This window comes from Bacillus sp. SG20033 (assembly GCF_044570195.1).
Taxonomy (GTDB): Bacteria; Bacillota; Bacilli; order Bacillales; family Bacillaceae; genus Bacillus; species Bacillus subtilis.
This window is the reverse complement of the sequence record NZ_CP172606.1, coordinates 2,155,353-2,168,844: the sequence shown is the minus strand read 5'-3', so window position 1 is coordinate 2,168,844 and position 13,492 is coordinate 2,155,353. Positions and strand designations below refer to the sequence as shown.

13 protein-coding genes and 1 pseudogene are annotated in these 13,492 nt (G+C 45.4%); 11 read left to right on the top strand and 3 right to left on the bottom strand.

What is annotated here, in order from left to right:
- Positions 1–61: 61 nt before the first annotated feature.
- From ACFVP7_RS11365 to nrnB, 11 genes and pseudogenes are all read left to right on the top strand, one after another.
- Positions 62–1,594 carry a glycoside hydrolase family 10 protein gene (locus ACFVP7_RS11365; protein ID WP_285298576.1) on the top strand — a complete coding sequence of 511 codons (1,533 nt, stop codon included), beginning with the start codon at positions 62–64 and terminating at the stop codon, positions 1,592–1,594.
- Between the two features lie 83 nt (positions 1,595–1,677).
- Positions 1,678–1,830: a hypothetical protein gene (locus ACFVP7_RS11360; protein ID WP_041055511.1), complete on the top strand. Its 153-nt coding sequence runs from the start codon at positions 1,678–1,680 to the stop codon at positions 1,828–1,830.
- A pseudogene (locus ACFVP7_RS11355) lies at positions 1,820–2,123 on the top strand (hypothetical protein). Before ACFVP7_RS11360 ends, ACFVP7_RS11355 begins: the two are co-directional and overlap by 11 nt.
- Positions 2,124–2,213: 90 nt before the next feature.
- Entirely contained in the window at positions 2,214–3,356 is a 1,143-nt protein-coding gene (locus ACFVP7_RS11350; protein WP_338734023.1) for an acyl-CoA dehydrogenase, read from the top strand.
- Positions 3,357–3,399: 43 nt separating this feature from the next.
- Positions 3,400–5,049, top strand: coding sequence for an AMP-binding protein (locus tag ACFVP7_RS11345; protein ID WP_338734021.1), 1,650 nt, complete (start codon positions 3,400–3,402; stop codon positions 5,047–5,049).
- A gap of 9 nt (positions 5,050–5,058) precedes the next feature.
- Positions 5,059–6,393 (top strand): acetyl-CoA carboxylase biotin carboxylase subunit, encoded by a 1,335-nt coding sequence (locus tag ACFVP7_RS11340; protein ID WP_338734019.1) that lies wholly within the window; start codon positions 5,059–5,061, stop codon positions 6,391–6,393.
- Positions 6,394–6,407: 14 nt separating this feature from the next.
- Complete coding sequence (locus ACFVP7_RS11335) at positions 6,408–6,629, top strand: acetyl-CoA carboxylase biotin carboxyl carrier protein subunit (RefSeq protein WP_014476962.1); 222 nt, start codon at positions 6,408–6,410, stop codon at positions 6,627–6,629.
- A 14-nt stretch (positions 6,630–6,643) separates the two neighbouring features.
- Complete coding sequence (gene ldeG / locus ACFVP7_RS11330) at positions 6,644–7,543, top strand: hydroxymethylglutaryl-CoA lyase (protein WP_185184388.1); 900 nt, start codon at positions 6,644–6,646, stop codon at positions 7,541–7,543.
- Between the two features lie 20 nt (positions 7,544–7,563).
- Positions 7,564–8,346 carry an enoyl-CoA hydratase gene (locus ACFVP7_RS11325; protein ID WP_130572423.1) on the top strand — a complete coding sequence of 261 codons (783 nt, stop codon included), beginning with the start codon at positions 7,564–7,566 and terminating at the stop codon, positions 8,344–8,346.
- 10 nt (positions 8,347–8,356) lie between these two features.
- Positions 8,357–9,892, top strand: coding sequence for an acyl-CoA carboxylase subunit beta (locus ACFVP7_RS11320; protein ID WP_213420270.1), 1,536 nt, complete (start codon positions 8,357–8,359; stop codon positions 9,890–9,892).
- A 169-nt stretch (positions 9,893–10,061) separates the two neighbouring features.
- The gene (gene nrnB / locus ACFVP7_RS11315; RefSeq protein ID WP_338734011.1) at positions 10,062–11,261 is read left to right on the top strand and encodes an oligoribonuclease NrnB; all 1,200 of its coding nucleotides are present in this window, start codon (positions 10,062–10,064) and stop codon (positions 11,259–11,261) included.
- A 48-nt stretch (positions 11,262–11,309) separates the two neighbouring features.
- Here nrnB and ACFVP7_RS11310 read toward each other — a convergent pair whose 3' ends face one another.
- The 3 genes from ACFVP7_RS11310 to ACFVP7_RS11300 all read right to left on the bottom strand — a co-directional run bounded on the left by ACFVP7_RS11310 (position 11,310) and on the right by ACFVP7_RS11300 (position 13,325).
- Complete coding sequence (locus ACFVP7_RS11310; RefSeq protein WP_338734009.1) at positions 11,310–11,906, bottom strand: DedA family protein; 597 nt, start codon at positions 11,904–11,906, stop codon at positions 11,310–11,312.
- Positions 11,907–11,978: 72 nt separating this feature from the next.
- Positions 11,979–12,872 carry a UTP--glucose-1-phosphate uridylyltransferase GalU gene (galU, locus tag ACFVP7_RS11305; protein ID WP_338734007.1) on the bottom strand — a complete coding sequence of 298 codons (894 nt, stop codon included), beginning with the start codon at positions 12,870–12,872 and terminating at the stop codon, positions 11,979–11,981.
- A 6-nt stretch (positions 12,873–12,878) separates the two neighbouring features.
- On the bottom strand, positions 12,879–13,325 hold the full coding sequence (locus ACFVP7_RS11300; protein ID WP_129137661.1) for a GtrA family protein: 447 nt from the start codon (positions 13,323–13,325) through the stop codon (positions 12,879–12,881).
- Positions 13,326–13,492: the final 167 nt, after the last annotated feature.

Sequence of the window (13,492 nt, the reverse complement as noted above, 5' to 3'; positions counted from 1 at the left end):
AAGCCCGGGAATACCGTAATAGCGAATAGTGAAAGTGATGTAATGGGGGAGAAGAAACAGAATGAAGGTTTGCCAAAAGTCGATTGTCCGTTTCCTTGTCAGCTTGATCATCGGAACGTTTGTCATTTCCGTTCCGTTTATGGCCAATGCGCAGTCTGACAGGGAGCTGAGAGCCGTATGGATTGCTTCCGTATTAAATATTGATTGGCCGTCCAAAAAAGGGTTATCTGTGAAAGAGCAAAAACAGGAGTATATCAAACTGCTGGACGATGTGCAAAAAATGGGAATGAATGCCGTTATCGTTCAGATAAAACCGACGGCTGATGCCTTTTATCCGTCAGCTTACGGGCCTTGGTCGGAATACTTAACCGGTGTCCAAGGGAAGGACCCGGGCTATGATCCTCTTGCATTTATGATTGAAGAAACCCATAAACGAAATTTGGAATTTCACGCGTGGTTTAACCCTTACCGTATTACAATGAATCATACAGATCTTAATAAATTGTCTGAGAGTCACCCGGCAAGAAAACATCCAGATTGGGTTGCCGCCTACGGAAACCAGCTGTATTATCATCCAGGCATTCCAGAAGCGAGAGATTTTATCGTCAAAGGCATTGAAGAAGTCGTAAAACATTATGATATCGATGCTGTTCATATGGATGATTATTTTTACCCTTATAAAATAGCAGGACAGGAATTTCCTGATCAAGCACAGTATGAACAATACGGAAAAGGCGCTTTTTCTAATATCGATGACTGGCGGCGGGACAATGTGAACCAGCTTGTCAAACAAATCAACCAAACAATTAAAGCTGCAAAACCGTATGTCAAATTCGGCATCAGTCCCTTTGGAGTATGGAGAAACGCCGCAGATGATTCGACCGGATCGAATACAAAAGCAGGCGTCAGAAATTATGACGATCTATATGCAGACACAAGACATTGGATCCAAGAAGGCGACATCGATTATATTGCTCCGCAAATTTATTGGAGTATCGGCTTTAACGCAGCGGCTTACGACGTGCTGGCTGATTGGTGGAGCAATGAAGTCAAAAATAGGCCTGTTCACTTATATATTGGCCAGGCAGCATATAAAATCAATAACAATTTTGATCCGCCTTGGTCCGACCCTGAGGAATATGTGCGGCAAATCACTTTGAACCGCCAGCTTGAACTGGTGAAAGGAAGCATGCATTTCAGCCTCAAGGACCTCAACAAAAATCCGCTTGGCATCAAAGACAGGCTTATCGCCGATCTTTACAGCAAGCCGGCACTGGTTCCGCAAATGCCTTGGCTTGACAATACCGCCCCAAAAAAACCGAAGCTTACGAAAGTCACCGAAGACAAAAACGGCAATCTTCTGCAGATTAAAGATCACCCATCAAATCAAAAAACGAAAGAAACAGCCTATTATGCGATATACAGAGCCGAAGGGAAAAAGCAGAGAACATTGCTGGCAACGCAAAGAAAAACACATGAGCAGCAAACCTTCTTAGATAACACGGCAGATCCTAACAAGAAATATACGTATTATGTCACTTCAGCAGACCGGCTTCATAACGAAAGTAAGGCTTCCAAACGAACAACAAAATAAGAAATGAGAAGGACGGCTTTCTAAGTCGTCTTTTTTTAAAAGTGATTTTGGAGACAGGAAACGATGGTAAACCGCTGTAGGCGGTGTTTGGACATTTTCCATTATTGGAATCTGAGAAGCTAGTACTAAGTAAAATCGAAGAGAAACACGTACAGGACGTGTTTTACGTTTTCATTTCTAGTCTGGTTAGGTGCCACATTATTTTTTGTGCTGTTCGAAGATGCTGTGTTGACTGATACGGCTGAAGAAGCCTTTTTGACGAACTTTCTTCTCTTGGAAGCGGGCACCGCTCTTGTTTTATGCCTTGTGTTCTTTCTCTATCAAAAACTCGATCAATCACAGTTCGCGGTGATCAAGCTAGGTATATGGGGATCAGCGGTCGGTTTATTGATGGATACGATTTCCCTTTGGAATCTCCCTCATCTTCCCGGCTTTATCAAAGGGCCAAGTCATTGCGTTTGCGATATGGATGGTATGCGCCTACTGCATGTATTTGCTCATTCCGCTGAAATTATCACATAAAAAATGATTCAGTTTTAATTTTCAGACTTTTCTTGTCAGGGAATGATTATAGAACTCGCCTAATAGGATGTTACAAAGATGTGAAGGAGGAAACGATGTGAATTTTGAGCTGACAAAAGAACAACAAATGGTGCGTGAAATGGTAAAAGATTTTGCGAAAAAAGAAATTGCTCCTCACGCTGAACATGTAGATCAAACAGGCGAGTTCCCGATACAAACATTTGAAAAAATGGGTGAACTCGGTCTGATGGGTATTCCATTTCCAGAAGAATACGGCGGATCTGGCGGTGATACGATTTCATATGCCTTAGCGGTTGAAGAAGTCGGCAAAGCCTGCGGCAGTACTGGATTAAGCTATGCTGCAGCGGTCTCGCTAGGTGCAAGCCCTCTTTACTACTTCGGAACAGAAGAGCAAAAACAGACGCATTTGACGCCGCTGGCTTCAGGCACAGCACTCGGATCATTCGGCCTGACGGAGCCAAATGCCGGCTCAGATGCAGGAGGCACTCAAACAAAAGCGATTTCAAATGGTGACGAGTATGTAATCAACGGCGAAAAGTGCTGGATCACTAATGCAAGCTACGCACGCACAGTTATTGTAACCGCCGTAACAGGCAAAAACAAAGACAGAAAAAACATCATCTCCGCATTAATCGTGCCAACTGACACACCAGGACTTACGATTACGAGCCCGTACGATAAAATGGGCGTCCGCGGATCGAATACAGCGGAAATTTTGCTTGAGGATGTAAGAGTGCCTGCGGCCAACTTACTTGGCGATCCAACAAAAGGGTTTAAACAGTTTCTATATACGCTGGACGGAGGGCGAATCTCCATCGCTGCTCTTGCAGTCGGCATTGCCCAAGCGGCCCTTGACGCATCATTGGCATATGCGAAAGAACGAAAGCAGTTTGGACAGCCGATTTCTTCCTTTCAAGCGATTCAATTTAAGCTTGCTGACATGGCGATGGAAATTGATCTGGCACGGCAAATGGTGTTAAAAGCCGCTTGGCTGAAAGACCATAACCACCCGTTCACCAAAGAAGCGGCGTACGCCAAGCTATTCGCATCTGAAATGGCGACAAGAGCTTGCAATCAAGCCATTCAAATCCATGGAGGTTCAGGCTATATGAAAGAGTATGGGGTAGAACGGATGCTGCGGGACGCAAAATTAATGGAAATCGGTGAAGGCACATCTGAAATTCAGCGTCTCGTGATCGCCAGACAGCTTTTAAAATAAAAATGTAAACGCTTTCCCATCATTAAGAAAGGAGGAACAATGAATGGCTGAACTCATCCATTCCACAATCGGCAGGCTGCTGGAACAAACAGCTGATGCGTATCCCGATCGAGACGCTGTTGTGTATCCAGACCGAAATATCCGCTATACGTACGCTCAATTTGACAGTCTGTGCCGTCAAACCGCTAAAGGTCTCATGCGGATGGGGATTGGAAAAGGAGACCACGTCGCCATATGGACTTCTAATATCCCTGAATGGCTTGCCGTCCAGTTCGCAACTGCGAAGATCGGAGCCGTGCTCGTAACCGTCAATACCAATTATCAAGCACACGAACTGGACTACTTGTTAAAGCAATCGGATGCCGCCGCGCTTATTATCATGGATTCATACAGGGGCACTTCTTATCCAGACATCGTGAACAGTTTAATTCCAGAACTGCAAGAAGCAAAGCCCGGCCAACTGAAATCTGAACGCTATCCCTTTTTAAAAACGCTGATCTATATTGGCAATAAACGGTTGCCTGGCATGTATCATTGGGACGATACAGAGATATTGGCGAAAACAGTGACAGATGCTGAGCTTGAAGAGAGAATGAACAGCCTGGATAAAGACGATGTGATTAATATGCAATACACATCAGGAACGACAGGGTTTCCAAAAGGCGTGATGCTGACCCATTTTAATGTCATCAATAACGCTGCCAATATCGCTGAATGTATGGTTTTAACCTCTCAAGACCGCATGTGCATCCCGGTTCCGTTTTTTCACTGCTTTGGATGCGTGCTTGGGGTTTTGGCATGTGTATCGGTCGGGGCAGCCATGATACCCGTGCAAGAATTTGATCCCGTTACCGTCCTTAAAACGGTAGAAAAAGAGAGATGCACAGCGCTCCATGGTGTGCCTACCATGTTTATCGCCGAGCTGCATCATCCGGATTTTGATGCATATGATCTATCGACGCTCCGAACAGGAATCATGGCCGGCTCTCCCTGTCCAAGTGAAGTGATGAAAGCTGTGATTGAAAGGATGGGCATGAAAGACATTACGATCGCCTATGGACAAACCGAAGCCTCGCCAGTCATTACTCAAACGAGAGCAAATGATTCCTTCATAAGAAGAGTCGAAACAACCGGCCGCGCCCTGCCACATACTGAAGTGAAAATTGTAGAACCCGGGACATGTCAAGAAGTTCAAAGAGGCATGCAGGGAGAACTGTGCACCCGCGGCTATCACGTCATGAAAGGCTATTATAAAGACAAAGAAGCGACCAGAAAAGCAATCAATCACGACGAATGGCTGTTTACCGGAGATCTTGCTGTCATGGATGAAGACGGGTACTGCCGCATCACCGGAAGATTAAAAGATATGCTCATCAGAGGCGGCGAGAACATTTATCCGCGGGAAATTGAAGAATTTTTATACCGGCATCCCGCTGTTTTAGATGTACAGGTCGTTGGTGTGCCTGACGCCAAATTCGGGGAGGAAGCTGCAGCCTGGATTAAACTGAAAGACGGTAAAAGCGTTTCACCTGATGAGCTTAAAGCCTATTGCAAAGGGAAAATCGCCCGCCACAAAATTCCGCGTTATGTTATTTTTACGGATGACTATCCGATGACGGCCTCAGGCAAAATTCAAAAATATAAACTGCGAGAAAAAACGATTGAAATGTTCAACCTATCATCAAGTCAATGAGGTGAAATCATGTTTACAAAAGTACTGATCGCCAACCGCGGTGAAATTGCAATAAGAATTATCCGAACATGCAGCCGTCTCGGCATTAAAACGGTCGCGGTTTATTCAGAAGCAGACAAGGACGCGCCCCATACAAAAGCCGCTAAAGAGGCTTATTTGATCGGGGAATCGAGAGTCAGTGAAAGTTATTTAAATATAGAGAGAATCATAAAGACGGCGAAAAAAGCAAATGCCGACGCGATCCACCCTGGATATGGATTGTTATCAGAAAACAGCCGATTCGCTGAACGCTGCAAGCAAGAAAACATCGTGTTTATCGGGCCTTCCCCTGATATCATCGCAAAGATGGGCAGCAAAATTGAAGCGCGAAAAGCAATGGAGGCTGCAGGAGTCCCTGTGGTGCCGGGCGTTTCTGAATCCCTCGGAGATATAGAGGCAGCCTGCCGCACCGCAAGTCAAATCGGCTATCCTGTCATGCTGAAAGCTTCAGCGGGCGGAGGCGGCATCGGAATGCAGCGTGTTGAAAATGAAGAAGCATTAAAAAAAGCGTACGAGGGAAACAAAAAACGCGCAGCAGATTTTTTCGGTGACGGGTCGATGTATATAGAAAAAGTTATTGAACATGCGCGTCACATCGAGGTTCAGCTTTTGGCCGATCAACACGGCCATACAGTACATCTGTTTGAACGTGATTGCTCTGTTCAGAGGCGCCACCAAAAAGTCATTGAAGAAGCACCGTCTCCATTTGTAGACGATGAACTAAGAATGAAGATCGGGCAAACAGCGGTAAAAGCAGCGAAGGCAATCGGCTATACGAACGCAGGCACCATCGAATTTATAGTTGACCAGAAGCAAAATTTTTATTTCCTCGAAATGAATACGAGACTGCAAGTTGAACACCCCGTGACTGAAGAAATAACAGGCCTGGACTTAGTTGAGCAGCAGCTGCGGATTGCTGCGGGCCATACACTCACATTCTCCCAAAAAGACATCCAACGGAACGGGCATGCGATAGAGGTTCGAATATACGCGGAAGATCCCAAGACCTTCTTCCCGTCACCAGGTACGATCACTGCGTTTTCACTTCCTGACCAAAAAGGAGTCAGACACGAATGTGCGGTAGCAAAAGACAGCACCGTTACCCCTTTTTATGACCCGATGATCGCTAAGATGATTGTCAAAGGCCAAACCAGAACAGAAGCAATTGAAAAACTAGAGACAGCGCTTCGCGACTATCGTGTAGAGGGAATCAAAACAAATCTTCCGCTTCTCATACAGGCTGCGGCAACAAAGGCATTTAAAGAAGGGGATGTCACGACTGACTTTTTGAAACAACACCTATAAAGGAGGCAGTTGTCATGACGGTTAGCATACAAATGGCAGGAAACCTGTGGAAAGTCCACGTCAAAGCCGGCGACCAAATCGAAAAGGGCCAGGAGGTAGCCATTTTGGAATCGATGAAAATGGAAATCCCGATCGTTGCAGATAGAAGCGGAATCGTAAAAGAAGTCAAAAAAAATGAAGGCGACTTTGTAAATGAAGGAGACGTACTGCTCGAACTGAGCGATTCCACTCAATAATTTGGAGGAAGACCATGTCATATCCTAAAAAAGTGACAATCAAAGAAGTCGGCCCGCGTGACGGCTTACAAAACGAGCCCGTATGGATCGCAACAGAGGATAAAATAACCTGGATCAACCAGCTTTCCCGGACAGGGCTTTCGTATATTGAAATCACATCCTTCGTTCACCCGAAATGGATTCCGGCGCTTCGAGATGCTATCGACGTAGCAAAAGGCATCAACCGTGAAAAAGGGGTAACGTACGCGGCACTTGTCCCGAATCAAAGAGGACTGGAGAATGCGCTTGAAGGAGGCATTGACGAAGCTTGCGTTTTTATGTCCGCCAGCGAGACGCACAACAGAAAAAACATCAATAAATCCACTTCTGAATCCCTTCATATACTCAAACAAGTAAACAACGACGCAAAAAAAGCAAACCTCACAACAAGAGCCTACCTCTCGACTGTATTCGGCTGTCCGTACGAAAAAGATGTCCCCATTGAACAAGTCATTCGCCTTTCAGAAGCTCTATTTGAATTTGGAATTTCTGAACTGTCGCTTGGAGATACGATTGGAGCGGCTAATCCCGCCCAAGTGGAAACTGTACTTGAAGCTCTTTTGGCACGATTCCCGGCTAATCAAATTGCCTTGCATTTTCATGATACGAGAGGAACCGCTCTGGCCAACATGGTCACAGCACTCCAAATGGGCATCACGGTGTTCGACGGCTCGGCAGGCGGGCTTGGGGGATGCCCATATGCGCCAGGTTCATCAGGAAACGCCGCAACTGAGGATATCGTGTACATGCTTGAACAGATGGATATCAAAACAAATGTAAAGCTCGAAAAACTGCTATCTGCGGCAAAATGGATAGAAGAAAAAATGGGCAAACCGCTGCCGAGCAGAAATTTACAGGTGTTTAAATCATCTTGATAAAAGGGAGGACGCATACAATGGGAGACTCTATTCTTTTTACTGTTAAAAATGAACATATTGCGTTGATCACCTTAAACAGGCCTCAGGCAGCAAATGCTCTTTCAGCGGAAATGCTTAGAAACCTGCAAATGATTCTTCAGGAAATTGAATTCAACTCAAACATCCGCTGTGTCATCCTCACAGGCACCGGTGAAAAAGCGTTTTGTGCAGGGGCAGACCTGAAGGAACGGATAAAACTGAAAGAAGATCAGGTTCTGGAAAGTGTATCTCTCATTCAAAGAACGGCGGCTTTACTTGATGCCTTGCCGCAGCCGGTCATAGCTGCGATAAATGGAAGCGCATTAGGCGGCGGACTAGAATTGGCATTGGCATGCGACCTTCGAATCGCAACTGAATCAGCTGTGCTGGGACTTCCGGAAACAGGGTTAGCTATTATCCCAGGCGCTGGAGGGACCCAAAGGCTGCCCCGGCTGATTGGCAGAGGAAAAGCAAAAGAATTCATTTATACAGGCAGACGCGTGACCGCACACGAAGCAAAAGAAATCGGCCTTGTAGAGCATGTCACGGCTCCTTATGACCTTATGCCAAAAGCAGAGGAACTGGCCGCAGCCATTTCTGCCAACGGGCCGATCGCTGTCCGTCAGGCTAAATTTGCAATCAATAAAGGATTGGAGACAGATCTCGCTACAGGCCTTGCGATTGAACAAAAAGCGTATGAACAAACCATCCCGACAAAAGACAGGAGAGAAGGGCTTCAGGCCTTTCAAGAAAAAAGACGGGCCGTATACAAGGGAATATAAAAGGGAGGCAATGCTGATGGATTATGAAAAGGAACGAACAGAACGGGCTGAACGGATTCGAAAAGGCGGAGCGGAAAAGTATCATCAAAGCAATCGGGAAAAAGGCAAGCTCTTTGTCAGAGAGCGGCTTTCCCTTCTCTTTGACGATGACATTGAGCTAGAAGACGCTTTTTTTGCGGAATGTATGTCAGACGGGCTTCCCGCTGACGGAGTTGTAACCGCTATCGGCAAAATCGGCGGCCAAACTGTTTGCGTCATGGCGAATGATTCAACAGTGAAAGCGGGGTCATGGGGAGCTAAAACAGTTGAAAAAATCATCAGAATTCAAGAAACCGCCGAAAAATTAAACTGTCCGCTCATTTATTTAGTCGATTCGGCAGGCGCCCGAATTACCGACCAAATCAATGTCTTTCCAGGGAGACGCGGTGCAGGAAGAATTTTTTACAATCAAGTCAAATTATCGGGACGCATTCCGCAAATCTGTCTGCTTTTCGGACCATCTGCAGCAGGTGGCGCTTATATTCCGGCCTTCTGTGATATCGTCGTTATGGTAGACGGTAACGCCTCCATGTATTTAGGCTCGCCAAGGATGGCGGAAATGGTTATTGGCGAAAAAGTGTCTCTTGAAGAAATGGGTGGCGCCCGGATGCATTGCTCAATCTCCGGCTGCGGAGATATTCTTGCAGAAACTGAAGAAGAAGCCATACAGCTGGCGCGGGCTTATTTGTCTTACTTTCCGGCAAATTTTCAAGAAAAAGCGCCCATTCATAAGAAACGCCCGCCAAAACACTTCGACACTCCGCTTGCCGACGTCATTCCGCAAAATCAAAACGCACCTTTTGATATGCATGAGCTGATTGAGCGGGTCATAGATGAAGACTCATTTTTTGAGATCAAAGCCTTATTCGCACCGGAATTATTGACGGGCCTCGCACGAATCCACGGACAGCCTATCGGCATTGTTGCAAACCAGCCGAAGGTAAAAGGAGGCGTCTTATTCCACGATTCAGCAGACAAAGCGGCTAAGTTCATTACCTTATGTGACGCTTTTCATATCCCATTGCTGTTCTTAGCCGATATCCCCGGTTTTATGATTGGCACAAAAGTAGAACAGGCTGGGATTATCAGACACGGAGCGAAAATGATTTCTGCGATGTCGGAGGCAACTGTTCCAAAACTCTCTGTCATTGTCCGAAAAGCTTACGGGGCGGGGTTGTATGCAATGGCAGGGCCGGCATTTGAACCGGATTGCTGTCTAGCGCTCCCAACCGCCCAAATCGCCGTCATGGGCCCTGAGGCCGCTGTAAACGCTGTCTACGCTAAAAAAATCGCCGAGCTGCCAGAAGAAGAGAGAGCCGCATTTATCAGCAGCAAACGGGAGGAATACAAAGAGGACATCAATATCTACCGTCTGGCTTCAGAAATGATCATTGATGCTGTTATCCCAGCCAATTCGCTGCGTGATGAGCTGGCCAAACGGCTCAAGGCATACATGACAAAGGAAATGACATTTACCAATCGAAAGCATCCGGTTTATCCGGTGTAAAAGCAAGAACTTAGGAGCGCAAAAAAAGCGCTCCTTTATATATTTACAATAACAACATTATGTCAACTAATTACCATTGCATAAAACGCTTGGTTTTTTAGAATAGTAAATAAAGGCTGCCGCACCTCTAGCGGCAATTGTCAGTTTATCATAAAAAGGGGCCTACATTATGTATCATTTATATTCACATAACGACTTGGACGGAGTAGGATGCGGAATCGTAGCAAAATTGGCGTTCGGAAAAGACGTAGAGGTCCGGTATAACTCTGTCAACGGCTTAAACGCACAAGTGCAGTACTTTTTAGAAAAAGCGAAGGAGAGCAACAGACAGGACACGTTATTCATCACCGATCTCGCCGTCAATGAAGAAAACGAAGAGAGATTGAATGAGTATGTTCATGCAGGGGGCAAAGTGAAGCTCATAGACCATCATAAAACAGCCCTTCATTTGAATGAGCATGAATGGGGATTTATCCAGGTGGAATACGATGATGGAAGGCTCACATCCGCGACATCGCTTTTATATGGCTATCTCGTTGAAAATGGATTCATGAAACCGACAAACACCTTAGATCATTTCACAGAGCTCGTCCGCCAATACGATACATGGGAGTGGGAGCGGTACGATCAAAAACAGGCGAAGCGGCTTAATGATCTTTTCTTTTTGCTGTCAATCGATGAATTTGAAGCAAAAATGATCCAGCGCATTTCCGCGCATGACGAATTTTTCTTCGATGATTTTGAAGAAAAACTGCTTGATTTAGAAGACGAAAAAATCGAGCGCTACCTCCGCAGAAAGAAAAGGGAAATGGTACAAACCTTTGTTCACGAACACTGTGTAGGCATCGTTCACGCTGAATCGTACCATTCAGAGCTGGGGAACAGGCTAGGGAAAGATAATCCGCACCTCGATTACATTGCGATTTTGAGCATGGGGTCAAAACGAGTCAGTCTCCGCACCATTCATGATTACATCGATGTGTCAGAAATCGCCGGCCGATATGGCGGCGGAGGGCATGCAAAAGCGTCCGGCTGTTCAATAACTGATGAAGTATACGAGTTGTTTGTAGCTGAAGCTTTCCGTATTGATCCTGTACGGCCGGATGCCTTCCGTAACATCTATAATCTAAAGGGATCTGCGAATGGATCATTATATGAAAATCGCGCACAAATGAGATTTTTTCTTTTCCCTTTAGACAACGAATGGAATATTCAAATAAACGGAGAAACCCAAGACGAAACATTCGCAGCGTTTGAAGAGGCAGAATGGTTTATTAAGAGAAATTATGCCGCATCGCTCGTGCGGGATGAAGTGTTTGTCGCATTTTTAGCGGAGAATCTGAAGCTGGCAAATCAACATCGGAAGTAAAAAAATATGCATAGGGGAGCGTCAGTCACCCCTATGCATATCCGCTAGCTATCGTTTAAATATGGCTGTACGTTTCTTAATCACAAAATAAAGGGCTATCACGACAATAGCCAATATCATAATCGGTGTTGTATAAGTGCCCGCTATATTCTCAACATCATCCCACTGGCTTCCTAGCTGTATGCCTAAATAAACAAACAGAATAGACCATGGAATGATAGCAAGCACAGTCAGTACCACAAATTTGAGAAAAGGCATTCTGGCAATACCTGCCGGAATGGATATGGCATGTCTGACAACCGGTATAAAACGAGCCGAGAAGACAACTCCGGCGCCGTATTTCTGAAACCAGTTTTCCGACATGTCGATATGATGCTTTTTAATCAATAAATACTTCCCGTATTTGTCCAGAAATGGCCTGCCGCCATAGCGACCGATCCAGTAAATAAAGATCTGGGCAATAGTACCCCCGATAACACCCGCAATAATTGCGCCAATAAATCCAATCGTGCCTTCCGATACCATATAGCCGCCATAAGCTAATACAATCTCACTCGGAATGATTTCAATCATTAACCCAATCGCAATACCCGCATATCCCATGTTCGTCAGCCATGTTAAAATTTCGCTTATCAAACTGCCCACATTCTTCACAACCTGTCCTAATCTTTTTCACTATTATATGACTGATTGACGAGCAAGATGGTTACAATTTTTTTACCGCAGCATTTCTTTCGTTTCCCGTTTCATCACATCTTCTAAATAGGCCAAAAGCTGAGATCTCATTTCGGGACGCATTAAGCCGATTTCGGTGCTCGCTTTAAAACAGCCTAGCTTATCGCCAATGTCATATCGATTTCCTTCCAGCAGCCGGGCATGGATCGGCTCCTTACGGCAAACCTCACGAAGCGCATCTGTCAGCTGAATTTCGTTGCCCGCGCCTCTGCCAATTGTCTTCAAAACGGAGAAGATCGAAGAATTCAGCACATAACGTCCCATCACTGCGATTTCCGAAGGCGCTTCTTCAGGAGAAGGCTTTTCCACTAAATCGTTCACTTCGTATACATGCCCTTGAGACCCTGATGTATTTATAATACCATATTTGCTGACATCCTCAGGGAGAACTGACTGTACACCGACAACCTCTGTGCCATAAACGTCATATACATCCATTAATTGCCGAAGAGCCGGTGTTTCAGACACCATAATATCATCACCTAAGAGAACGGCAAAAGGCTCATCTCCGATAAAATGCTCCGCACACAGCACCGCATGGCCTAATCCGAGCGGTTCTTTCTGGCGGATGTAATGAATGTTGGCCAAATCGGCAATCTGCTGCATTTCCTCAAGTGTCTCCGTCTTGCCTTTTTCCCGGAGATTGAATTCCAATTCCGCCGACCGATCAAAATGATCTTCAATCGAGCGTTTGTTTCTCCCTGTAATAATCAGTATATCTTCAATTCCTGACTCTGCGGCCTCTTCTACAATATATTGGATTGCTGGTTTGTCGACGATTGGGAGCATTTCTTTAGGCTGCGCCTTTGTCGCCGGCAGAAATCTCGTTCCTAAACCCGCTGCGGGTATAACCGCTTTTCTCACTTTTTTTCTCATTCATCTTCACTCCTGATCCTGTATGTTTTTCAGCGAATCTCCAAATACCCAGATTCGGTTTCCGATAAAATTCATCATCATTCCGCCGATAGTGGCGGCGAGCTTACTCACCAAAAGCGAGCAGCCGCAATTTTGAAACAAATAAAGCAGCAAAAAGGTGATCCCCGACGCGGCAATATTAATCATGAGAAAACGCACGATCTCTTTCCCGTCAGCCTTACCTTTCACACAAAACGTCCAATTCCGGTTCCACACATAGCTGTTGACGATACCTGCAGTATAGGAGAAGATCTGCGCCGGCAGATAAGAGACGTGACAAGCGGTAAGAAGAAAGAAGACACCAAAATCTATCAGCGTATTGCCGACGCCTACGGTGCAAAAACGGCCTAATGTCTTTATTTTTTCTTTCAGCGTAACGAACCTCCCTTCATAAAAGATGCGAGTGGCAGTCATATTTGTTGATATGGATTACTATAGCGGACAGTGTTGAATAAACAATTAATAAAATATGAACAAAACATGAAAAAGCGGGTATACCGCTCAATAGTTCTTATACTCTTGAAAAAACAGCCGCATTGACGGCTGTTTTTTTGTGTCTGAAAACTATCTTTACATACAAA

Excerpts from the sequence above, each read along its gene's own strand:
- ACFVP7_RS11365 (WP_285298576.1), top strand. The coding sequence starts at position 62 with ATGAAGGTTTGCCAAAAGTCGATTGTCCGTTTCCTTGTCAGCTTGATC.
- ACFVP7_RS11345 (WP_338734021.1), top strand. The coding sequence starts at position 3,400 with ATGGCTGAACTCATCCATTCCACAATCGGCAGGCTGCTGGAACAAACA.
- ACFVP7_RS11340 (WP_338734019.1), top strand. The coding sequence starts at position 5,059 with ATGTTTACAAAAGTACTGATCGCCAACCGCGGTGAAATTGCAATAAGA.
- ACFVP7_RS11335 (WP_014476962.1), top strand. The coding sequence starts at position 6,408 with ATGACGGTTAGCATACAAATGGCAGGAAACCTGTGGAAAGTCCACGTC.
- ldeG (WP_185184388.1), top strand. The coding sequence starts at position 6,644 with ATGTCATATCCTAAAAAAGTGACAATCAAAGAAGTCGGCCCGCGTGAC.
- ACFVP7_RS11325 (WP_130572423.1), top strand. The coding sequence starts at position 7,564 with ATGGGAGACTCTATTCTTTTTACTGTTAAAAATGAACATATTGCGTTG.
- ACFVP7_RS11320 (WP_213420270.1), top strand. The coding sequence starts at position 8,357 with ATGCTGATGGATTATGAAAAGGAACGAACAGAACGGGCTGAACGGATT.
- nrnB (WP_338734011.1), top strand. The coding sequence starts at position 10,062 with ATGTATCATTTATATTCACATAACGACTTGGACGGAGTAGGATGCGGA.
- galU (WP_338734007.1), bottom strand. The coding sequence starts at position 12,872 with ATGAGAAAAAAAGTGAGAAAAGCGGTTATACCCGCAGCGGGTTTAGGA.
- ACFVP7_RS11300 (WP_129137661.1), bottom strand. The coding sequence starts at position 13,325 with ATGACTGCCACTCGCATCTTTTATGAAGGGAGGTTCGTTACGCTGAAA.